Genomic DNA, 23,715 nt, shown 5'->3' on the forward strand with positions numbered 1-23,715 from the left:
TTTTTTACTCAAAATAACTCATAATTTTATATCCACCATCTTGTAGATAAACATCTTTTGTCATTAGTTTTAAATCATTTTTCATCATATCATTTACTAAATCTTGTAAATTAAATTCTCTTTTCCAACCTAGTTCTTTTTCTGCTTTACTTGGATCTCCTAAAAGTAAATCAACTTCTGTTGGACGGAAGTAACGGCTATCGACTTCAACTACAGTAGTGTTAAGTGTTAAGTGTGTAGTGTTAAGGTTTAGCTCTTTAGCTCTTGCTTCATCGATTGAGTTGATAATCCCTTTTTCATCTACACCAACACCTTCAAATCTAAGATTTATTCCAGCATATGCAAATGCAAATTTTACAAAATCCCTAACTGTTGTTGTTTGTCCAGTTGCTATTACCCAATCTTCTGGTGTATCATGTTGAAGAATGAGCCACATCATTTTTACATAATCTTTTGCATGTCCCCAATCCCTTTTTGCATCTAAATTTCCAAGATATAATTTATCTTGAAGTCCAAGTGCTATTTTACTTGCAGCTCTTGTTATTTTTCTAGTTACAAATGTTTCACCTCGAACAGGTGATTCATGATTAAAAAGTATTCCATTACAAGCAAACATTCCATAAGCTTCTCTATAATTTACAGTTATCCAATAAGCATACATTTTAGCAACTGCATATGGACTTCTTGGATAAAATGGAGTTGTTTCACTTTGAGGAGTTTCTTGTACTTTTCCATATAGTTCAGATGTACTTGCTTGATAAATTTTTGTTTTATTAGTCAATCCCAAAAGTTTAACAGCTTCTAAAATCCTTAAAGTTCCAGTTCCATCTGCATTGGCAACATATTCAGGTGTTTCAAAACTCACATGTACATGGCTCATAGCTGCTAAATTATATATTTCATCGGGTTGTACTTCTTGGATAATTCTAGTTAAATTCATACTATCTGTCATATCTCCATAGTGTAAGATTAGATTCCTATTTTCTACATGTGGATCTTGATATAAGTGGTCAATTCTATCTGTATTAAAAAGTGAAGACCTTCTTTTTATTCCATGAACTATATAATCTTTTTTTAGTAAGAATTCAGCTAGATAACTTCCATCTTGACCTGTTATCCCTGTTATTAGTGCTACTTTTTTTGATGTTTTAGGTGCTATGTATTCTGTGTTAAGATTTTTTTGCATATTATATTTTCTCTTTTAATTTTTGTTGTAGTTTTGTGAGCATAGCTAATATTTGATTTGTTTTTTCTATAAATATTTTACCACTAATTTTATCTAAATACTCTATATCCATTGCTATATATGTTTGTGTCATAAATTCAGCTGCTGAACCTTTCGCAATATCCAAAAATCTTATTTGCTCTTTTATTGATTCTTTTTCCATACCTTCTGCTATATTGCTAGGAATAGAAAGTCCTGCTCTTGTAATTTGGTCTTTAAATCCATAGTCTTTTAAATTTACAAATTTTTTATAAATATCTGCCGATAATCTTGCACTTATTTTCCAAACTTCTAGCTTTTCACATTTCATAATACTTCATTCCTAGCACTTAACACAATCTTTGGTAGTCATCTTCAAATCGTATAATATCATCTTCACCAGTATAACTTCCCACTTGAACTTCTATTATAACCAAAGGTTTATTAGTATCATTAGAAAGTCTATGGATTTGTCCAGCTTTTATATATGTACTTTCATTTTCATTTAATAGAAATTCTTTACTATCAATTTCAACTGTTGCAACTCCACTTACAACAACCCAATGTTCATTTCTAAATTTGTGTTTTTGTAAAGACAATCGTTTTTTCGGTTTTACTTCAATTCTTTTTATTTTGTATCCATTTGATTCTTCTAAAACTGTGTATGTTCCCCAAGGACGATTACCTGTGGAGTTGGTGCTAAGTGTTGAGTTAAAAGTGCTATGTTTTATTTTTTCTACAATATTTTTTACTTTTTGTGTTTCACCTTTTTTTGTTATTAAAATAGCATCATTTGTATCAACTACAATAAAATCTTTTAACCCAATAGTAGCAATGACTTTTTTTTCATTATCACTATAATAAAAGTTGTTTTCGCAACTCTCTTCATAGCATTTAATACTTAGTTCTTTACACTCTTGCACAAGTGAATCAAAACTTCCAACATCACTCCAAGAGATATTTGAAGGGATTACTTTTACTATATTTGATTTTTCCATAACAGCATAATCTATGCTATTTTCTGGAATACTTGCCATATCTTCATATTTTATTCTAATAATCTCACTCTTAGAAGCATTATTAAAAGCTTCAATTGATTGATTATAAATCTTTGGTGAATATTTTTTCAATTCATTCAAAAATACTCCTGCTTTAAAACAAAACATTCCACTATTCCAGTAATAGTTTTTAGATTTTAAATATGAAATGGCTGTTTGTAAATCTGGTTTTTCATGGAAAGCTTTTACATCATACTTATTTACACTTTCTATATATCCAAATCCTATTTCGGCAAAGGTTGGAGTTATCCCAAAAGTTACAAGTTTATCTTCAGACGCGAATTTTTCTGCCTTTTCAATAACTTCTTTATACTCATCCTCATTTTTGATTAGATGATCACTTGGTGTTACTAAAACTATTTCATTTTCATCGAGTGATAAACATGCAAGTGCTATTGCTGGAGCAGTATTTTTAGCCATTGGTTCTAAAAGATATTTATTGTTTTGTTTATTTAATTCTTCAAGTTGATCCAAAGCTAAGAAATATTGTTCAGTATTTGAAACTATAAGTTGAGAACTACACAGTTTAGAGTTTCTCTCAACTGTTAATTGAAACAATGATTTGTTGTTAAATAATTTTACAAACTGTTTTGGCATAAGTGTACGACTAATTGGCCATAGTCTTGTTCCATTGCCACCACATAGTATTATATTTGTCATTTATATAGTTCTATTTTAATAAAACTTCTAGCTTTTCTTAAATCTTTTATTTTATTTTTTACATCTTTTTTATCATCTTTTAATATACCAAAAATAGAATCATCTTTTTTTTTGTGTACTTTATTACTCTCAATCATCTTAAACTCCTTATAGTGGTATATTTTAATTCTCTAAACAAAGAAAACTAAATAGTATCTTATTTTATAATTCCAAAGTAATAATTTTGTTTTTCTCAATTCCTAAATCATCAATTAAATATTTTATTATCTCTTCTTCTCTTCCTAAAACACTAATTAAAATTTTATCATATTCCATATTTTTTAAGTTTTTTGGGTGATTATTTTTATCAGCTATATCTACATAACCTACTATTTTATCTGGTATTAAAGCTTGAATTGTTTTTCCTATTGTTCCATTGCCGTATATTACATATTTATAATTCATATTGGATAAATCGTTTAATTGATTGTAAAAGAGTCTAATATTGTTTTCAAAAATTTGTTTATTATTTTTTAAAAGTGCATCTTTGATATAGTTTGTTTTTAAATTGATAGATTGACTCTTTTTATCACTTTTACAGTTGGATATATTAAAATGATCTAATAAAGATGTGTACAATCTTATATATTGTTTTGCAATAACAGTATTATCAAATTTTTTTCTAGAATGTTTAATAGCATTATCTCTAGTAAGTTTATAATGAGTTTGTAGCCATTGTATTCCTTTTAAAAAATCCATACAATCAAATGGCCTTGCTTTATAGCCGTCTATTTTGTGTTCAATTATATCTTTGGGTCCAGTTGAATCAAAACAAACTACAGGCGTACCACTTGACATTGATTCAACAAGTGTTTTCCCAAATGCTTCGTAAGTTGAAAGAGCCAAAAAAATATCTGCACTTGAATAAATTTTATTTAATTTTTTATCATCATTGATTTTCCCAAATAATTTATACTCTATGCCCAATTGTTTTATGCTATCTTCATCTGCATTACCAAATATAGATAAAAAATAATTCTCTTTTGGAAGTAGTTTGATAACTTCTTGTAGTTTTTCAAAACCTTTATATGGGTCTTGAATATTGTTTGCACCAAATAAAAGAATGATTTTATTTTGAGGTAAATTAAAAAATTTCTTTTGCTTACTTTTGTTGTATACTTTAAACAATCCTGTATCAATGTTATTAAAAATAGTTTTAATTGGAAATTCTTTAAAAAGAATACTTTTTTTTGCTTGTTTGGTAATCCAGTTACTTATTCCTACAATTTGGATATGATTTGGAATGTTATATTTTTTATATTCAAAAATCCAATAAGATAAATCTTTTTTTTTACTACTGTTTAATTGGGGACATTTTTGGCAACCGCACTTTTTATATTTTTTACAATCAAAGCTATAATGACAACCACCAGTCATTGGCCACATATCTCGAAAAGTCCAAATGATTGGTTTTTTTATATCTTTTAAATGAGAAATATCGATAAAGTTATCATTGATCCAGTGGAGATGGATTATATCTGCATCTTTAAAAATTTGTAATTTTTTAAAATCAAATCCAAAAAAACCAGTTGAAAATATAAAATTTAATTTGTTTGGATACTCATAAAGAACCTGTTTTTCCAATCTATTTCTATTGTTTAATTCGTCTGTTATCTCTATTACACTAGAGTCATTTAGATTATTAATACTATTTGTTAATATTGCCGAGTCTATATTTAATTTTTTTAAAGCTTTATGTAGCCACATAGCACCTCTTGCTGCTCCACCACTCAAACTTCCAGAAACAATATGTAAAACTTTCATATTTAGTTATCATCTCCAAAAATATCTCTAGTATAAACCTTGTTTTCTACATCTTTAAGATTTTGGTTTAATCTATTTGCTACTATTACATCAGAAACCGTTTTAAACTCTTCTAAATCTTTTAATACTTTTGAATTAAAAAAAGTATCTTCATTTAGTACTGGTTCATACACTATTACTTCTATACCTTTTGCTTTTATTCTTTTCATTATTCCTTGAATTGCTGAACTTCTAAAGTTATCTGAGCCTGTTTTCATTACAAGTCTATAAATACCTACAACTTTGGGACCCCTTTTTATAATACTATCAGCTATAAAATCTTTTCTAGTAGAGTTTGATTTTACAATTGCTTCTATTAAATTACTTGGTACTTCTTTATAATTTGCTAGAAGTTGTTTTGTATCTTTAGGTAAGCAGTAACCTCCATATCCAAAGCTTGGATTATTATAATGATTTCCAATTCTAGGATCTAAACCAACACCATCAATTATCTGTTTAGTATCAAGGTTATGTGTTTGAGCGTAAGAGTCAAGTTCATTAAAGTATGCAACTCTCATAGCAAGATATGTATTTGAAAATAGTTTAATAGCTTCAGCTTCTGTTGAATCTGTAAACAAAATTGGAATATCTTTTTTTATAGCACCTTGTTCTAGTAGTGAAGCAAAAAGTTCTGCTCTTTTACTTTTTTCACCTACAATAATTCTACTTGGGTATAAATTATCATATAAAGCTTTTCCTTCTCTTAAAAACTCTGGTGAGAAGATTATATTATTTGTATTAAACTTCTCTCTTAAGCTTTTTGTATATCCAACTGGAACTGTTGATTTTATAATCATAGTTGCATTTGGATTTATCTCTAATACATCTTTTATAACTGCTTCAACAGATTTTGTATTAAAGTAGTTTGTTTGTGCGTCATAATCTGTTGGAGTTGCAATAATTATAAAATCTGCATCTTTATAGGCTTCATTTTTATCTAAAGTAGCTTTAAAATTTATACTGTCTTTTTTTAAATACTCTTCTATCTCTTTGTCTTCTATAGGAGATATTTTATTATTTAGCATTTCTACTTTAGAGGGTATTATATCAAGAGCTATTACATTATTATGTTGAGATAGAAGTAATCCGTTTGAAAGCCCTACATAACCTGTTCCTGCGATGGCGATTTTCATCTTATCTCTTTTTTGTACAAAAATAAATTTCTCCTGCAGCTTTTGTAATACCCATTAATTCAATTTCTTTAGGGGTTAAAAAATCTTCAGCATAAATTACTTCTACTTTCCATCCACTTTCTTCTAATCTTTTTTTATAGTCGCAACCATAATTTCTTACATGATCAGGGTGTCCATAGTGCTTCATTCTCTCTTTTGGATCTGTTATTGAGAAGTCTTCTTCTGTAGGACCTTTTGTCATTATTGGTACAAGTAATATAGCCCAGCCATCTTTTTTTAAAACTCTATTAAGTTCTCTCATTGCTTTTTTATCATCTTGAATATGCTCTAAAACATGGCTACAATAGATATAATTAAATGATTCCTTTGGATATTCTATATTTGTAATATCCATTTTAATTTTTGCATTTTTATCATATAAATCTGCTGTTAAATAGTTTTCTTTAAATAAATTTGTAAACTTTTCAATAAATATTTTTTCAGGAGCTATATGTAACAAATTATTGTTTGCAATATCTTTATTTTTAATCTTATCTTTTATTACCAACCAACTTAATCTATGTCTTTCTAATGAACCACAAGTTGGACATAAGGCATCTTCTCTTGGTATGTATCCAAAAGAATTAAATTTCTCATTGTCTGTTTCACATATTGGACAATATCTTGACATTATTTTTTCCTTTGTATTTATTTTTTTGCTACTACAAAAAAGCCAGCACTCTCAAGCGACCAACCTCTATGTAAACTATCAAGCCATGGAGCTAATTTTTGTGAAGTATACCAAAATGGAATTAAAAAGGCTTTTGTAAAAGTTTTACGAATTTTTGAACCCTTTATCCATTTTAGACTAAAATAATTCATTTTCAAAAACCACATAGTAAAAAATCCTGTAGTTGGTTGAACTTGAATATCTTTATAACCTGCTTTTTCAAACATATATTTTAAACCATAAGGTGTATATCTAAAATAATCATGTGGCGCTTCATGAATCCACCACATCCAAGGAACTTGTAAAATTATAGTTCCATTATCTTTTAATATTCTATAACTTTCATTTAAAAATATTTGAGGTTCACAGAGATGTTCCATTACAGAAATTGAAATTATCGTATCTGCAAAGTCATTTTCTATTTCTATCTTTTTATTTAAATCAGAAATAATATCTGCTTTAGAGTTATGTAAAGTTTTTGTCCAATCAACACCAACATATTTATCTACATATTGTAAAAAGAAGTCTTTGTATGGAGCAGTGCCACAACCTAAATCAACCAATATACCTTTATAATGTTTTGAGTACTCTAAAAGCCATTTATCTGTAATATTATATCCTACCCAATTATATAGTTTTCTATTATGATGAAATTTACTTGGTTTCATATTAAAATTCTTTGTACAGTTCTAATATAAGCACTCGGATAGCATCTATCTACAAAAGTTTCTTCATCTGCATTGTCATATCTTGTACTACATGCCAACCTTAATCTATCATCACCATTTTGAGAACTTCTATGCACTGTAAAGTTAGACATAAATATCACATCTCCAACTTCACAAGTAGCAGGAACAAAATCTGATTCATTATAACACTCTGGCTTTATTTCCCAACTAGAACTACTATTTTCAATAGATGGCAATACTCCATTTTTATGACTTCTAGGAATAACTTCAAGAGGATATCTATTTGCATCAATATCTACAAGAGGAATCCAAACCACAAAACCATCCAAACTACCCTGAACAGATGGAAAGTCTTGATGAGCTACTAATCCAAAGTAACCATTAGGGATTTTAAGACTATCTGCCTGTATATGCACGACTTGCCCCCCCGGAATCACTATATCATTCCATCCAAAATTTTCTTTTACAAAATTTTGAATATTTTCATGATGTAAAAGGTTATATAAGCGCATCTTTCGCCAAAGAGAACCAGCAGTCTTTTTATACCTTTCAATATCTACTTTATGAAGTAGCTTCATTGAATCATAAACATCATTTGGTATCTCTTGATTTAATAATTTCAATTGATTATCAAAGTGCTTTTTAATACTTACTATAGTTTCATCAATAACTTCTTTAGAAACTAAAGATTTTGCTACATAAAACCCATTTTCGACATAACTTTTTATTATCTCATTCATACAAGTTCCTAGTAAAAATATAATTATTAAGTCCTTCATAATTTTGAACTTGTACTTTTTTAGATTCGATAAATCCAGATTTTTTAATTATATTTATAATCTCAATAGTATGTTTATTATTATCTTCTAATTCAATAAATATTGATTTTAAAGTTTTATTTTTTAATGTATTAATTGCGCCCTTTATTACCGCCATTTCCGCACCATCAACATCGATTTTTATATGTTCAGGAGCAGGTAATGAATATTTTTCAATGAAACTATCAAGATTGTATGTCAAAACATTTTGAGTAAAGTCTGGTATGAAATTTTCTTTTTCTCCAACTTTTTTAGCTTTGTCTAAAATTTTCATATGTCCTCCCCCCTCAAACTTCGCGATAAACATATTCCCTATACTATTTTTATCACTTATTGCAATATTAAATAATTTATGTTGATGTTTAGAATTTTTATTCAAATAAGAATTAGCTCCTAAAAGTGAAAAATTTTGTATTTCTGGTTCAAATGAAAATACCTTTAGAGATTTTTGCATAGCATACACTGAAAATATTCCATTGCTAGCACCAATATCGTAAAAAACTGAATCTTCTTCCAAACTTTCTATATAATCAAGCATTTCAGGCTCAATATATTCGATACCAACTGCTTGCCATAAAGTTCTTTTCGAATTTGTAAAATAACAACATTCAACATCTCTAACTTTAACTTTTGTTATATATTTATCTATATTTTCTACAGATTCTATAAAATCTAATTTCTCTTTCTCAACAAGCTCTTCCAGCGGTATAAATTTTTGCATTTTAATTTTCCTTCAATACAGCATAACCAAAGCCAGTTTTACCAAATGTATTTCCATTGTAAATCATATATCTTTTACCTTTATGATCATAAACAAACGGATACTCTATCATTTCACTGTCCCATCCATTTTCACTCACATCAATTCCGACTTCATTATCTTTTCTAGTCCAATCTATTCCATTCTTAGACTCTGCATATCCTATACGATAACTACTATTTTTATTTGTTCTATAGTTTTGTAAGTTTCTATGTGAGTACCACATTTTATAAGTGTCATTATCTTTTAAAACACAAGCTCTTACAATTCCACATTCATTTTCATCTTTATAATCGATCGCAACTTTTCCTTCTCGTTTCCAATCAATTCCATTATCAGATTCTGCATATTTTATATGATAAAATGGCTCACTTTTACCATCATATTCAACCCATTTTGTATTTGAGAGATACCACATTTTCCAAATACTACCCTCTTTTAATATAAAAGGAGCCGCATTAAAATAAGGCTCTTTATAGGTTCTATCAAAAAGAGGTCCTTTTGAAAACTTTTTAAAAGTTACACCTCCATCTTTACTTATTGCTAATCCTATTGAGTTATGATAAGCAATAGTATTTCTTACATTCCAACCAATATAATACATCCATACTTCATTTCCAACATCTATGACATGTGAAACCATAGCACCACAATCATCAAACATTCCAATTTCTCCAAAACTTAAGACTGAGTGTTTATGTGTATATAAAATATTCGATGGATTATCTGCTTCTACCTCAATATATGAAATGTTAGTTTTATTGTTAATATCTCTTGCCGTGAAATATATTCTTAATACATCTTCAGAAACTTTATATACTGTTGGTACAGAAGCATAACCTTTTGAATTCCATTCATAATTTGTATTAGGTTCATATACTAAACCTTTTTTAATCCATTGCATGTTACCCTACTTATATAAATAAACTGTATATTCATACAGTCCATAGTCATTTCGTATGATAAAGTTTCTGCTTACTCTCTTAGTTAAAAAATTAGCCATATCATCCAATGGAACATGAAATAATGTATCTATTTCCCAATCTACTTGTTTTGACATTACATTAAATGCTATACCTTTATTACAATATTTATATATTAAACTTATCATCTGCTCAAAATATTCAAACATATTGTTATAAGATAAATTACGTTTTTCTGTAAATACTCCATTCATGACAATATAATCATAGTTATTTTGTAAAAGATTTTTATCCTTTAAGATATCCCCTAGTATATAATTATTCGTAGGAAATTTTTGTCTAGATTCATTGAAAAATTTATTTGATATTTCCAATCCAGTATATTCAATATTATTTATATTATTCTTTTGTATAAATTCATATAGATGTGAAAGTCCACAACCATAATCTAAAAGGGAAACTTGTTTAGTAACCTGAAATGATTTTTCACGAAAGTTAACAAGCTCAAGCATTGTTTGATATCTAAATTCAACCTGCTCTTCTTTTGTCCAATCCACTCCTCGTGGGGTGTCTCCAAATTTTTCAAAACACTCTTCATAATGTTCTACAATCACTTGATACTTCATTATAATCCTCGCAATCTGTTACTCGGAACTTTTGATTTCTCGGTTTCTGTCGGAGAATAGACAGAATCATCGTCTGTATTCTTAAAAATTACAGCACCTGAACCAATTACATTTGCTTTACCTATACACACATTATCTGCTATAGTGCAATTTACGCCTAAAAACGAACTTTCTCCTATAGTTACATTTCCTGAAACTACCACATGAGAAGCTAAAAAGCAGTGATCTTCTATAGTAGTATGGTGCCCTATATGATTACCACTCCAAAGGATACAGTTATCACCTATTTTAGTAAATGGTTGAATTACATTGTTCTCAAAAATAAAGCAATTTTCACCTACTGGTGTATTGTAGTAAGTAGCTTTTGAACTTATATAACTTACACACTCATACCCTTTTGATTTTGCATCAACAAATTTTTGAACTCTTAACTTATTTACTTTTTTATAGCTTATAGGGATAAGCATTTTGTATTCATTTGGTGGATATTTTTCTATTAATTCTTCATATGCAATTACTGGTAAATCATGAAATTTTTCTTTTTCAAGAAACTCTTTATCAACCGTAAAAGCTACCACTTCATGTTCACTGTCATTTGTCAAGTAAAAGTGTGCTATCTCAGCTATCTGTCCAATTCCAAAAATTATTACTTTTGCCATTGTTTATTCCTTATTAAATCAGTTCATATCTGAATAGCATTTGTTTAATTTCAATCACACTATTAAACATTAAGATATCTATTACAGATAAATGTGATATAAAATCATTTTTAAATTGTTTATATTCAATAAATTGTGTTTTTAAAAAATTTAATTTTATATTTTCTTCTTTAAACTTCTCTTTATTGTAAAGTTCTTGTCCACCTATTGAATTAATATAAACTCTAGCTTCTAACTTTTTACAAATATCTATAATTTTATCTTGAGCTTTTAAGCTATTTTCTTTTCCTATGTCGCTTGAGTATATAAATTTTATATTAATTTTTAAATAATTTGATATCTCTTCCAAAGAGTAACCAATAAATTTAGCTAAATTTTTTTCTTTATTATTTAATATCGCTTCAATTATTGGAAATATATCAAAGAAATAAGGTGTCTTTTTATATGCCATCTCTATTGTTTTTAAAAGCTTTTTGCTATTGTTTCCAACTTCTATTTCATTTATAAGCTTATTTTGACTTGCATTTATTAGCTCAAGTGTAAACTGTTGAGCCTTACCATCAACTAAAATAGAGTTTCTATTTATGTATCCTTTATTTATATAATTTACATCATCATATATTACAAAAGTGTCCACAGCATTTATAAGTTGCCAATAGCCAATATATGGGAAAAGATATGGTTGCATTATTGCTAATGTCATTATAAATTATCCTTTATTATTTCAATAATAGTATCTTGGATGTTTTGTTCAAGTTCTGCATAAATAGGCAAACAAAGTATCCTTTTGCTTATATCTCTTGATATTTTGCACTCTTGTTTTGGTTCTATATAATCAAGTGTATCAAGTGAAGGATAAAAATATCTTCTAGGGAATATATCTTTTTTGCTTAAAGCTTTTTGTACTTTTAAAAGTTGCTCTTCATTTTTAAAAACTACAGGAAAGTAACTGTAGTTTTCTATTGCATTTGCATTTTGCTTTTGAAATTGAACTAAATCTTTTAATTCTTTTCTATACTTTTCCAAAATAACTTTTCGTTTTTCTTTTATCTTTTCTATATCATCAAGAATACAAAGCCCCATCGCAGCTTCAAATTCATTCATTTTTGCATTTGTTCCCAAGTGAGGGATCTCTTCTTGATTTTTAATTCCAAAGTTAATAAGATATCTAGCTTTTTGCACAAGCTCATCATCATTTATGATCAAAGCTCCACCTTCAATAGTGTGAAAAAGTTTTGTAGCATGGAAACTAAGAGTTGAAATATCTCCATAGTTTAATACACTTGTATTTTTATATTTTACATCAAAAGCGTGAGCTGCATCATAAACTACTTTTAGGTTGTATTTTTTTGCAATCTTTTTTATATCCTCTACATTGCAAGGATTTCCAAATACATGAGTAGCAACTATAGCAGATGTATTTTTAGTAATTTGCTTTTCTATTTTTCTTGGATCAATATTTAAGCTATTTGGGTTTATATCAGCAAAAATAGGTAAAAGTTGATTTGTAACAAGTGAACTTGTTGTAGCTACAAAACTAAAAGGAGTAGTTATAGCGAAACCTTTTAATTCTAATGTTCTATACGCTATTTCCAAAGCAACTGTACCATTTGCAACTAATACAATATTTTTAACTCCAAGATATTTTGCTAATTTTTTTTCTAGTTTTTGAACTAGTGGACCATTGTTTGTAATCCAACCATTTTCATATATCTCATCGATATATTTTAAATATTTTTCTTTATTTGGTAGATAAGTTTTTGTTACATTAATCATTAAATATTTTTTGCCATTGTTTTGAACTTTCTTTTTCAGAATAATTATCATGAACTATTGAAATATTATTAAATTTTGCATTTTGGTCAATTAATTTCAATATTCCATTTGATAAATCTTCGATAGAATAAAATATTAAATTCATATTTTTGAATAAATCATACATATTATTTTCCCGATTTAGATAAACAGTTTTTCCTAAGCCTAAAAGTGAAATAATATTTCCTCCTCCTTGTTGCCTATTATGATTAAAAATTGCTAAGTCTATAGTTTCTAAAAAATCTAAATAATCTTGTGGAGTTAATAGTGTATCAATATGATGAAAATCATTTTTAAATAAAAGTTTTCCCAATTGTATGATTTTGTTTGCATAAATTTTATCTCCATAAGATAAAGGACAATAGATTTCAAATTCTTTATTTTCTAAATTAGTAAGTAAATTAAATATTTCTTCATGCCTATTTGTAATCGTAGCAGAATTTCCAACTAAAATTTTTAATTTTTGATTAACCTTAAACGTAGAAATTTCTTTAAAAAGATTCTTTGGATAAAATGGGCATTTCCATAAAGTACCAAATGTAAAGTATTTGTTTTTGACATATTCAAAATCATATATATTTAAAGTTATGAAATTACGAATATTTTTAATAATTTGATTTCTAAACCAAGTTTGTTTTTCAGGAAAATAAAAATCCCCACCCCACATAACCCAATAGCATTTTTTAAGTAATTTTTTATTGAAATAGAGCAGTATATCAACTTTGTCTCTCCAAAGTCCATGAAGTATAATTTTTTTTGCCATTTTCATATATTTTAAAAGTGTTATAAATATATCATCATCTGTATGTAAAAACTCTACTTTGTGTTCAGGAGTTAATCCGTATTCATATTTTTCACTCGTGATAAATACATAGTGGTGATTATCTCTTCCAAAATTTTCATCTACAAAATCTATAAATGGAGCTAAAAATTTATCAAGAATCATCACATGTAGTATTTTATTTTCATTCATTTTTGTACTTCTATGGATTTTTTTACTCTATTTATAATTTCTTTAAAATAAATATGATTTTTATAGCCTAATTTTAGATGGTAATAAATATAAGCTATTCTAGTAGATTCATCTAAATTAAAATTTATATTTATATTATATTTTTCACTATATGATTTAAAACTTATTGCATTAAAACTATTCCCATATTTATCTATATCATCTTTATTAAAACCTAAATATACAAGATTATTTAGTAGTTTTTGGAAATATGCTTTATTTTGATTTTCAAACTCTCTTAAAGTAAGATTTTCATCTCTACTAAGCCCTAAAGTTAATAGTAGAATATCATTTGATTTATATCTTAAAAGATTCATAATAGGTATTTCAAATCTATCTTTAAATGTTTTTTCATAATTGCTTAAATACACTTCCAAATTTTTAAAAATATCTTCTACACTTTTTAGTTCTATTAAATTTAAATTGCTATGTTGAAACTTATTTTTTATCTCTTTTATTGAATTCTTATCAAAATATAAAGCCTTAAAATCATACTCTGGAAAATCTTTTATTATTTCATTTATGTACTCTACAAACTCCTCATCTTCCAAATTCTCCTTAGTAGCCAAAAATCCTACACAATTTGGTTTATACATATTTTTTAACTCTTCACTTAAAGGTTCACTCAAACTATGCATAAATTTTGCTTCATTGAACTTTTCATGGTTTTTATCTATCAAAGTATATGGAGAGTTTAGAAGTTCTTCACCAGAGTCATGATTTTTAAAAGATATAATAGCTTTTGTACCTATATATTGTACTGGTAGATTATATGTGAAAGCTTTGCTTTCAACATCATACATATCATCGATTTTTTGTATAAACTCATTTGCTTCTATAGTATCAATGAGTTTGTCATCTAAAAAAACATCGATTTTTTGAGGTTCATCACTACCTATTTTTTTTGCAAAACCTAAAAAAGAAAAAAAACTTTCTGTATGAAGTACTCCATAAGTTTTATTAGGTTGTATAGGACTAGTCATTAGTTACCTCTTATAAAATTTATATCTATTTTATCAAATATAGTATTAAAAGCATTCAAAACTTCATCAATTTGTTTTTCTAAAATTTTATTTGTAATATCTTGATTTTTTAAAATATTGTGATATGGTAAAACAAGTTTAAAAAATCTATTAAAAATATTACAAATCATAGATTGTGGATAGTTTTCAAAAATTACTTGAAACTCTTTATAAAAAGTATTTTTATCCAAATTATTTAGCTTTTTTAACACTTCTTGCTCTTTATTTATTTCATTTTTATCTAAACTATCTAAATTACTTTTTGAGATATTATTTAAATTATTTAAAAACTCAATTTTAAATAATTTTTTAGATATATTCTCAAAATTAAGATGATCTAGTTTTAAAGGAAATGAACCTTTAAAGTATGCTCCTGAACTTAAATTATATATTTTAGTCTTAGGATGAATACTTATTGTTTCTTCAAGACTATCTATCATATCGATATATTCTCTAAAAGTAGGAACTTGGGCTTGTAAATTTCCTTTTACATAAATGATATCTGTTTTAAAATCTCCACAATTTTCTACATTTAAATTTACTTTTCTTGAAGATTTATGAGTTCCTATATGAGTTTTTCCATTTTTATTATCAATTGAAGCATCTATTCCTAAAAGATAAATTTCACTACTTCCGAGTTTTGCTAAAATATCAACTCCTAAATCTCCAACTGTAACTCCACTTAAAAATCCAAAACCAGAAAAAAGTTCAAGAGCATTTTGTAAAAAGTAGATATTTGTATCTTTTAATTTTGTACTAAAAAGTTCATAATCTAGTTTTATTGATGCTAAGATAATAGAGTTTTTATACATTAATTCATCTGTATTAAATTGTTCTAGCATTACATCTTTTTGCCCATCAATAACCAAAATAATATCTGGAATAATATTTAAAATTCTAAGATGCTTTAAAACTGCACTTGCAGCAACTATTATGAATTGTTCTTGATTTAGATATATCCATTCTAAATTTTTTGCTAAAGATACTCCAGCTCCCAAGAATAAAATCTTTTTATTTTCTAAGAAATTGTATTTTTTTGAAAGATTTATAATATTTATTTCTTCTTCAAAAAAGTATTTATATCCTCTTTTTAAACTTATTATAAATTCACTAAATGGATATCTCATTTGAGAATTTTCTGTAAGGTAAGAGTTCAAATCATTGAGTATTGACTTATAATCTTCATTTATTAATTCAAAATGTATTAGATTATTTAATTCAAATTGATACTCTAGAAATTCATTTGTAAGTCTTTTTATATTTAAATTATTTTCATCTATAGCAAAAAATAGTTTTGACTCTTTTGATATACTTTCATAATCACATAAAAAAAGTGAAAGTCTAAATATTTCTAGATTTGGTTCAATTATCAAATATACTTTTGCATTTAAGTGTTTATGGAAATCATTTATATGTACACCAAGTAATGTTCCAATAAAAATAAATTTATTAATTTCTATATTTATATTTCCAAATTTTTGTATATATTCATTTAGATATAAAGAGCTATTTAACTCATTTTCATAGTAGTTTCTTTTTTCTATATTCTCAAGTTTTATAAGTGTAAAAGCATTGCTAAATTCAAAACTATTAATCCTATTAAGTGAATCAGAAAAGGGCTCAATATTATATAAGTTTTGATTTTTTTGTAAATCTATTAATTTAAATTCATCATCTATAAATTCTAAAGAATATTTTTCTTTATTATTTTTTTCAAAATCAATTATTTTTTTATATAATTGTGAATGATGTATTTTTAAAAAATTAATATTATTTAAATAAATTATATTAAGAGTTTTTTGTAATTCTTCTATTTGCTTTGCTTTATCCATTTAGTAGTATAATAAAAGCAATATTATAAAAAGGTTATTTATGACAGAAGCACAAATTCAACTACAAAATGCACTGACAACTACATTTTTAGCAAATTTAGCGTTTTTGAGTGAATATGATAATGAACTCTATCATAGAATTGAGAATCTATCAAAAATGATAGAAGAAGGTACTTATGTAGAGAGATATGCTTTAGAATTTATTATGGAAAATGGTGATTTTGATATTTTAGATACTCAAACAAACCAGTATATCTATGGAAAGAATCCTAGAAAAATAAATAGTGACTTGCTAGAAAAGATAGATTTTGAAAATACTAAGTCTTTTTCAAGTATAGAAGGTTTTTTTGAGTATAAAAATTCTCCTACAATAGATATAAATTTTGAATTTAAAGGCGAATTCGGCTCTTTACTTCAAAGCTATTTGCATGAGTATTCACTTACTTTAAATGATTTTTTGGATAATAAAACAAAAAAATATAAAAAGATAGAAAAATTTATATTTTTTGGTACTTTTTTAGGGCGACATATTCCAGCAGTTGCACAAAAAATAGATGCTTCTTTATATATGGTATTCGAATCAAATCTTGAGATCTTTAGACTTTCACTTTTTACAGTAGATTATACAATTTTAGCAAAAAACAGTGGAGTAATCTTTTCAATTATGGATGATACATTAGACGTTGAGAAAAAAATATCACTATTTTTAAATATAGGAAGATTTGATAACTATCTAATAAAATTTATAGATATAAATACGAATGTAGACAAGTATTACTATACTTTGATATCTTTATTAAATACAATGAAAGCTACAAAATATGATTTCTTAAGAAGATTATATGTCTATGTAAATAAAACAACAAATTGTATAAAAGAGGGCTATGATTTTTTACTTTTTGATAGATTAAAAGAAGAATTAAAGATTTTAAAAGATACTCCAGTTCTATATTTAGCAGCAGGTCCTTCTTTGGATGAAAATATAGATTGGATTTATCATAATCAGGATAAATTCTTTATAGTTACTATTGGTTCTGTTTATAATAAACTTTTAAATAAAGGTATAAGAGTAGATTTAGTTACAACTTTGGATGAACAAAAATGGTTAGAAAGAGTTCAATTTTCAAATGAAATTTTAGAAAAATCTTCTAAACATACAATTTTCTTTGCATCAGCTATCACAAATGAAAAAATATTAAAAAAACTAAATAAAAAGAATCTTTTCATATTTGAAATTTATGAATCATTTTTTAAAAATAATTATGCTTTTGATGGACACAGTATAGGTGAAGTAACTTTAGATATTTTACTGCAATTAAATATAAAAAATATTTATTTAATTGGATTAGATTTAGCTTTAAATCAAAAAACTGGATATACGCACTCAAATAGTGCTGGATCTGGAGTATCCAAAGTTGATATTAATCATAAAGAGAAATCTTTTAGTAGAAAAAGTTTAGTTACAGTAAAAGGAAATTTTGAAAAAGAGGTAAAAACAATAGAACTTTTTTATAGTTCTATAAAAGATATAGAACAAAAACTTATCTTGAAAAATGAATCAACAACAATATATAATTTATCGAAACATGGGGCATATTTTGAAGGTACAATACCTTTAAATTTGGAAGAAGTAGATATAAAAAGTTTTAAAACTATAGATATAAAATATTTTGATTTACAAAATAATTTAAAAAAGTTTTCAAAAGATAGTTTAGATGAAAGTCGAAAAAAATCTTTTATAGATGAGATAACTTTTTTACAACAAAATTTAAAAGAACAATTAAATGCTATCAAGGAATATGATTTTAAAAATTATATAGATTTGAACTCTATAATATTAGATTTCTTGCAAAATATTAAAGATAATGATATTTTAATTTTATATAAAGTTTTACATAATTATTATGAGATGGTTATTCCATATTTAAATTATCATTTTAATGATTCAAGATTAAACCAAGAGTATAAAAAAGTAGAGAAAATAAAGGATATTTTCACTACACAAGTTGAGAATTTAATAAACGATTATATCTTTTGTATAAATAAAATCATATAACTATTTTAATAAGTAGGTATATAATATTTCTTAGACTATTGAAGTAGTCTAAGAACATTTTGAGAAACAGAATTAGCTTGGCTGATTGCAAATGAACCAGCTTGAGAAATAATGTTCAATTTATTAAAGTTTGCAGATTCTTGAGCATAATCAACATCTCTGATGATAGCTTCAGCAGCTTTAATATTTGTAGATTGAGTAAGTAGATTTCTTACTGCACTTTCTATTTGATTTTGAGTTGAACCTACATCTCCTCTATATGTATTTAATGTAGTAATAGCAGCATCAACAGTTTCTTGTGAACTTCCAGCAGTAGCTACAGATATAGTTCCAGTTTGATCTAGATTTCTAAGAGCAGTTAAGCCTAATCCAGTTGTATTTGCTCTGATAGATTTCATAGATATCATATCATCAGATTTTTCTCCAACTTGGAAACTATGTCCAGCAGTAGCTGCAGCACCAGAAGTTCTATCTGCTTGTAAAAGTTGTAAACCATTGTAGTTTACTTGTTTTGCAATATTATCAAGTTGCTCTAATAATTTACTAATATCTTTAGAAATAGATGCTCTACCTGCTGTTGAAGTAGTAGCAGTATTTGCTTGGATAAGTTTAGATTTAACTGTATCTAGAATTTTAGATTGTTCATCCATAGATTTATCAGCAATTTGTAGTAAAGTTACAGCAGAATTACCGTTAGCAACACCTTGATTTATAGATGTAACTTGAGTTCTAAGTTTATCTGCAATAGCAAGACCAGAAGCATCATCGCTAGCTTTATTGATTTTTAATCCTGTACTTAGTTTTTCTAGTGAATTTTTTATACTATTGTTTGTATTCGTTGCCGCTTCTTGAGCTGTAAGTGAAGATACATTTGTATTTATTCTCATAAATAGTCCTTGTTTTTAATTTATGTAACATAAGTACATATAAATTATTTAGGCTATTATTACAAAGTAATTCATAAAATTAGTTTAAATTGAATAAATTTTTATAGAATAAATAAAGAAGAGGAAAAATTCCTCTTCTTTTTAATAAAAGAGAATGCTAAATTAAGACTTAAATTATTGTAAAAGTCTTAATACATTTTGTTGAGTAGCATTTGCTTGGCTGATAGCATATGAACCAGCTTGAGAAATGATATTCAATTTATTAAAGTTTGCAGATTCTTGAGCATAATCAACATCTCTGATGATAGCTTCAGCAGCTTTAATATTTGTTGACTGAGTCATAAGGTTTCTTACAGCAGACTCAACTTGATTTTGAGTAGAACCTACATCTCCTCTATATGCATTTAATGTAGTAATAGCAGCATCAACAGTTTCTTGTGATGTACCAGCAGTAGCTGCACTGATAGTTCCAGTTTGATCTAGATTTCTAAGAGCAGTTAACCCTAATCCAGCAGTATTTGCTTGAATAGCTTTCATAGATATTGTATCACCAGATTTTTCCCCAACTTGGAAGCTATGAGCAACACTTGCACTAGCACCAGAAGTTCTATCTGCTTGTAAAAGTTGTAAACCATTGTAGTTTACTTGTTTTGCAATATTATCAAGTTGTTGTAAAAGTTTACTAATATCTTTAGAAATAGCTCCTCTACCTGCTGTTGAAGTAGTAGCAGTATTTGCTTGGATAAGTTTAGATTTAACTGTATCTAGAATTTTAGATTGCTCATCCATAGATTTATCAGCAATTTGTAGTAAAGTTACAGCAGAATTACCGTTAGCAATACCTTGATTTATAGATGTAACTTGAGTTCTAAGTTTATCTGCAATAGCAAGACCAGAAGCATCATCTGAAGCTTTATTAATTTTTAAACCAGTAGAAAGTTTTTCTAAAGATTGTTTTATACTGTTATTTGTGTTTGTTGCTGCTTCTTGAGCTGTAAGTGAAGATACATTTGTATTAATTCTCATCGTGTGTCCTTTTGAGTTTATAAAATAGTTTGTGAATATTTAAAATATTCTCAGCCTAAAACCTTCTTGTCTCTTGAAAAAGATTCAAGCATAGAGTCTGAAATTTCTTTCTACTCTTCGGATTGCATCCAACCCTAAAATTTATAAAGGAATTATTATATAACTTTTCTTAAATTTAGATTAAATATTATAACTTTTTTAAAATAACCCCACTTTCAATATGTTCTGTAAATGCAAACTGGTCAAATAGGGCAAATTTCACTATTTTATGTGTTTTTGTCAATTCAAATAAATCTCTATGTAAAGTTTGAGGATTACACGAAATATATATGATATTTTCAAAGTTTTTAGCTAAATTTCTAGTAGTATCATCTAGACCACTTCTTGGAGGATCCATAAAAATAGTTTCAAAATCATAACTATCTAAATCTATATTTTTAAGTCTATTAAAATCTCTAACTTTATTTAAAGCTTGTACAAAATCTTCTGCACTCATTCTTATAAATTCTATATTTTCTATATTATTTAATTTACAGTTTCTCAAAGCTGATTTTATAGAAGTTTTTGATATCTCAGTTGCTAAGACTTTTCTAAATTTTGTTGAAAGAGGAATAGTGAAATTTCCACCACCACAATATAGTTCGCATAAATCTTTTTTTGAATTTGAAGTATTTTTTAAAACCCACTCAATCATCTGCACATTTACAGCTGTATTTGGTTGAGTGAAGCCATTTTCTTCATAGGCAAAGAAAAAATCTTTATTTTCTATATTTAAAGTTTCATTTATAAAATCATGACTTAAAACTATTTTTTGTTTTCTACTTCTTCCAATTATTTTTATATTTAGTATTGATTCAAGCTTTTTTGCTAAATCAATCCAATCTTGTTCTAGTTTTTTGTGATAAATCAAAGTTACAAGCATATCGTTTGTAGAACTACTCAAAAACTCAATAGCAAAAAGTCTAAAAGATAAAATCATATCACTTTGAAGTTCATTTAAAATCTTTGGCATAAGATTTGAAATATTAGAACTTACCATTTGACATTCATCTATTTGTAAAATATTTTTATTAAAATCATTCATAGCAAAGAATAAAATATCTTTATCATTTTTTTTATCTTTTTCCCACCAAATTCTAAATTCAGCACGATTTCTAAAGTTTTGTTCACTACTTTTTATAATATCAAAATCACAATTTGTAAAGTTTTCAAATCGTATTTTTTCTCTTTGAATTTTATAATTTAGTTGTTCATCGTAAGTTTTGTCATATAGTGTACAGGAAGCACAAGTGCTAAAATAGTTGCAATTCATAAAATCTAATCCTTTATTAAAAGTTGCATTATAAGAAAATATTGGTAAAAGTAGATATAATCTTCCAATTTTTAAAAAGATGAGATATGAAAGATAATTGGCAAGAACAACTACAAAATTTATTAAATTGTGATTTAAAAACACTTTATCCCCTAGCACGAAGTTTAAATAGGAAGTTAGAATTTTATGTAGGGCCAACTAATAGTGGAAAAACATACAATGCTATGCAAGAGTTAAAAAAAGCAAATAGTGGATTATATCTAGCACCTTTACGTCTTTTGGCACTCGAAGGATATGAAGATTTAAAAGAGTCAAATATTGATGCTTCTTTGGTTACAGGAGAAGAGCAAATTTTAAATGAAGATGCTTCTCATATTTGTTCTACGATTGAAATGATAGATTTTGATTTAGATATTGATATTGCAGTTATTGATGAAGTTCAAATGCTTGAAGATAATGATAGAGGTTGGGCTTGGGTAAATGCAATCATAGGAGTTCCAGCAAAAAAAGTTATTATGACTGGAAGTGTAAATGCTCTTGAAGCTGTAAAAAAAATAGCACAATATTTGGGTGAAGATTTAGAAGTTATAAGACATAAAAGAAAAACTCCTTTGATAGTATTGGACAAATTTACGAGTTTAGATAAACTTGAAGATGGAACAGCTTTAATAGCCTTTTCAAGAAGTGATGTTTTAAAACTCAAACAAAAACTTCAAAAAAAATACTCTGTTTCAGTTATATATGGGAATTTGTCTCCTGAAGTAAGGCGAGATGAAGCGAGAAGATTTAGAGAGAAAAAAAGCCAAATTTTAATAGCAACGGATGCTATAAGTATGGGATTAAATCTTCCAATTAAAACAATTTTATTTACAACTGATACAAAATTTGATGGAGTTAGTAAAAGAAAAATAAGTGTAAATGAAATAGTGCAAATAGCTGGTCGTGCTGGAAGATTTGGTCTTTTTGAAGCTGGATATTTAGGAGCAACTAGAAGAGATGTTTTGAGTTATATTTCAAAAGAGTTTGAAAGTCCAATCAAAACTATAAAACCACCTTTTAAAGTAAAAATAAACAACAATCAATTAGAAGCTTTGTCAAGTCATATAGAAACAAAATCTTTGACAAAAATATTGAAATTTTTTGCTGAAAATATGGTCTTTCAAGGTCCTTTTATAGCTTCAAATATCTCTTCAATGCTAGAAGCTTCAAAAATAATTGATACAAAAATAAATCTTAGTTTAGAAGAAAAATATCTTTTAGCTCAAGCTCCTATTACTACAAAATCTACTATTATTTTACAAGCATTTGATAGTTATATTGCAACAATCATCAAAAAAAAGGTTAATCATTATAAACCTTCTATTACGCTACCTAAAAAAGCTATAACTCAAAAAGATTTACTTTTAGTGGAAGATGAAGTTAAAAAAATATCTCTTTATCTTTGGCTTTCATATAAATTTCCAGAACTTTTCCCAGACAATGAAAAAGCATATATTCTAAGGAACTATTTTAATAGCTTTATTGAAAAGTCATTAAAAGGTGTTTTAATAGATGAAAAAAGATTTGAAGATAAACCAAAATTTAAAACTGAAAGAACAAAAAAACAAGATAGAACATCAGATAAAAGAAGAGATAGAAATCAAAAAAGTAATAAAAAAAGGTTTTAATAGTT

23 protein-coding genes are annotated in these 23,715 nt (G+C 26.6%); 2 read left to right on the top strand and 21 right to left on the bottom strand.

Translation table 11 applies throughout. The annotated features are described in order from the left end of the window. Nucleotides 1-4: 4 nt before the first annotated feature. From gmd to ACNSOS_RS07900, 18 genes are all read right to left on the bottom strand, one after another. The gene (gmd, locus tag ACNSOS_RS07815; RefSeq protein WP_418184852.1) at nucleotides 5-1,186 is read right to left on the bottom strand and encodes a GDP-mannose 4,6-dehydratase; all 1,182 of its coding nucleotides are present in this window, start codon (nucleotides 1,184-1,186) and stop codon (nucleotides 5-7) included. A gap of 1 nt (nucleotide 1,187) precedes the next feature. Beyond that, nucleotides 1,188-1,535, bottom strand: coding sequence for a four helix bundle protein (locus ACNSOS_RS07820; protein ID WP_418184853.1), 348 nt, complete (start codon nucleotides 1,533-1,535; stop codon nucleotides 1,188-1,190). 19 nt (nucleotides 1,536-1,554) lie between these two features. Then, nucleotides 1,555-2,922: a mannose-1-phosphate guanylyltransferase/mannose-6-phosphate isomerase gene (locus ACNSOS_RS07825; RefSeq protein WP_418184854.1), complete on the bottom strand. Its 1,368-nt coding sequence runs from the start codon at nucleotides 2,920-2,922 to the stop codon at nucleotides 1,555-1,557. Next, nucleotides 2,919-3,059, bottom strand: coding sequence for a hypothetical protein (locus ACNSOS_RS07830; protein ID WP_418184855.1), 141 nt, complete (start codon nucleotides 3,057-3,059; stop codon nucleotides 2,919-2,921). The genes ACNSOS_RS07825 and ACNSOS_RS07830 overlap by 4 nt, the downstream gene beginning before the upstream one ends. A 64-nt stretch (nucleotides 3,060-3,123) precedes the next feature. Next, a complete protein-coding gene (locus ACNSOS_RS07835) occupies nucleotides 3,124-4,725 on the bottom strand; it encodes a glycosyltransferase (RefSeq protein ID WP_418184856.1) in 1,602 nt (533 codons plus the stop codon). A 2-nt stretch (nucleotides 4,726-4,727) separates the two neighbouring features. Continuing rightward, entirely contained in the window at nucleotides 4,728-5,897 is a 1,170-nt protein-coding gene (locus ACNSOS_RS07840) for a nucleotide sugar dehydrogenase (RefSeq protein ID WP_418184857.1), read from the bottom strand. Between the two features lies 1 nt (nucleotide 5,898). Further along, a complete protein-coding gene (locus tag ACNSOS_RS07845) occupies nucleotides 5,899-6,567 on the bottom strand; it encodes a class I SAM-dependent methyltransferase (protein ID WP_418184858.1) in 669 nt (222 codons plus the stop codon). Nucleotides 6,568-6,584: 17 nt separating this feature from the next. Next, entirely contained in the window at nucleotides 6,585-7,274 is a 690-nt protein-coding gene (locus ACNSOS_RS07850) for a methyltransferase domain-containing protein (protein ID WP_418184859.1), read from the bottom strand. Continuing rightward, entirely contained in the window at nucleotides 7,271-8,035 is a 765-nt protein-coding gene (locus ACNSOS_RS07855) for a phytanoyl-CoA dioxygenase family protein (protein ID WP_418184860.1), read from the bottom strand. The genes ACNSOS_RS07850 and ACNSOS_RS07855 overlap by 4 nt, the downstream gene beginning before the upstream one ends. After that, nucleotides 8,028-8,834, bottom strand: a complete 807-nt coding sequence (locus ACNSOS_RS07860) for an FkbM family methyltransferase (RefSeq protein WP_319087448.1) — start codon at nucleotides 8,832-8,834, stop codon at nucleotides 8,028-8,030. Before ACNSOS_RS07860 ends, ACNSOS_RS07855 begins: the two co-directional genes overlap by 8 nt. A gap of 1 nt (nucleotide 8,835) precedes the next feature. Continuing rightward, the gene (locus ACNSOS_RS07865) at nucleotides 8,836-9,777 is read right to left on the bottom strand and encodes a hypothetical protein (RefSeq protein ID WP_418184861.1); all 942 of its coding nucleotides are present in this window, start codon (nucleotides 9,775-9,777) and stop codon (nucleotides 8,836-8,838) included. 6 nt (nucleotides 9,778-9,783) lie between these two features. After that, complete coding sequence (locus ACNSOS_RS07870) at nucleotides 9,784-10,422, bottom strand: class I SAM-dependent methyltransferase (protein ID WP_418184862.1); 639 nt, start codon at nucleotides 10,420-10,422, stop codon at nucleotides 9,784-9,786. Then, nucleotides 10,422-11,081 carry an acetyltransferase gene (locus ACNSOS_RS07875; protein WP_418184863.1) on the bottom strand — a complete coding sequence of 220 codons (660 nt, stop codon included), beginning with the start codon at nucleotides 11,079-11,081 and terminating at the stop codon, nucleotides 10,422-10,424. Before ACNSOS_RS07875 ends, ACNSOS_RS07870 begins: the two co-directional genes overlap by 1 nt. Nucleotides 11,082-11,094: 13 nt before the next feature. After that, the gene (locus tag ACNSOS_RS07880; protein WP_418184864.1) at nucleotides 11,095-11,784 is read right to left on the bottom strand and encodes a WbqC family protein; all 690 of its coding nucleotides are present in this window, start codon (nucleotides 11,782-11,784) and stop codon (nucleotides 11,095-11,097) included. Continuing rightward, nucleotides 11,784-12,857 (bottom strand): DegT/DnrJ/EryC1/StrS family aminotransferase, encoded by a 1,074-nt coding sequence (locus tag ACNSOS_RS07885; RefSeq protein WP_418184865.1) that lies wholly within the window; start codon nucleotides 12,855-12,857, stop codon nucleotides 11,784-11,786. Before ACNSOS_RS07885 ends, ACNSOS_RS07880 begins: the two co-directional genes overlap by 1 nt. After that, the gene (locus ACNSOS_RS07890) at nucleotides 12,850-13,869 is read right to left on the bottom strand and encodes a TDP-N-acetylfucosamine:lipid II N-acetylfucosaminyltransferase (protein ID WP_418184866.1); all 1,020 of its coding nucleotides are present in this window, start codon (nucleotides 13,867-13,869) and stop codon (nucleotides 12,850-12,852) included. The genes ACNSOS_RS07885 and ACNSOS_RS07890 overlap by 8 nt, the downstream gene beginning before the upstream one ends. Continuing rightward, nucleotides 13,866-14,891 carry a hypothetical protein gene (locus ACNSOS_RS07895; protein WP_418184867.1) on the bottom strand — a complete coding sequence of 342 codons (1,026 nt, stop codon included), beginning with the start codon at nucleotides 14,889-14,891 and terminating at the stop codon, nucleotides 13,866-13,868. Before ACNSOS_RS07895 ends, ACNSOS_RS07890 begins: the two co-directional genes overlap by 4 nt. Then, on the bottom strand, nucleotides 14,891-16,762 hold the full coding sequence (locus ACNSOS_RS07900; protein WP_418184868.1) for a 6-hydroxymethylpterin diphosphokinase MptE-like protein: 1,872 nt from the start codon (nucleotides 16,760-16,762) through the stop codon (nucleotides 14,891-14,893). Before ACNSOS_RS07900 ends, ACNSOS_RS07895 begins: the two co-directional genes overlap by 1 nt. A 40-nt stretch (nucleotides 16,763-16,802) precedes the next feature. Here ACNSOS_RS07900 and ACNSOS_RS07905 point away from each other — a divergent pair, with 40 nt between their 5' ends. Continuing rightward, complete coding sequence (locus tag ACNSOS_RS07905) at nucleotides 16,803-18,818, top strand: 6-hydroxymethylpterin diphosphokinase MptE-like protein (protein WP_418184869.1); 2,016 nt, start codon at nucleotides 16,803-16,805, stop codon at nucleotides 18,816-18,818. Between the two features lie 35 nt (nucleotides 18,819-18,853). Here ACNSOS_RS07905 and ACNSOS_RS07910 read toward each other — a convergent pair whose 3' ends face one another. The 3 genes from ACNSOS_RS07910 to trmA all read right to left on the bottom strand — a co-directional run bounded on the left by ACNSOS_RS07910 (nucleotide 18,854) and on the right by trmA (nucleotide 22,043). Further along, entirely contained in the window at nucleotides 18,854-19,705 is an 852-nt protein-coding gene (locus ACNSOS_RS07910; protein WP_026804170.1) for a flagellin, read from the bottom strand. A 174-nt stretch (nucleotides 19,706-19,879) separates the two neighbouring features. After that, nucleotides 19,880-20,731 (bottom strand): flagellin, encoded by an 852-nt coding sequence (locus ACNSOS_RS07915; RefSeq protein ID WP_418184870.1) that lies wholly within the window; start codon nucleotides 20,729-20,731, stop codon nucleotides 19,880-19,882. A gap of 187 nt (nucleotides 20,732-20,918) precedes the next feature. Further along, entirely contained in the window at nucleotides 20,919-22,043 is a 1,125-nt protein-coding gene (trmA, locus tag ACNSOS_RS07920) for a tRNA (uridine(54)-C5)-methyltransferase TrmA (RefSeq protein ID WP_418184871.1), read from the bottom strand. Between the two features lie 86 nt (nucleotides 22,044-22,129). Between trmA and ACNSOS_RS07925 the strand changes: the two genes are divergently transcribed. After that, nucleotides 22,130-23,710, top strand: a complete 1,581-nt coding sequence (locus ACNSOS_RS07925; protein ID WP_418184872.1) for a helicase-related protein — start codon at nucleotides 22,130-22,132, stop codon at nucleotides 23,708-23,710. Nucleotides 23,711-23,715 lie beyond the last annotated feature (5 nt).

The sequence above is a fragment of the Aliarcobacter vitoriensis genome (genome assembly GCF_048320235.1).
GTDB lineage: Bacteria > Campylobacterota > Campylobacteria > Campylobacterales > Arcobacteraceae > Aliarcobacter > Aliarcobacter vitoriensis.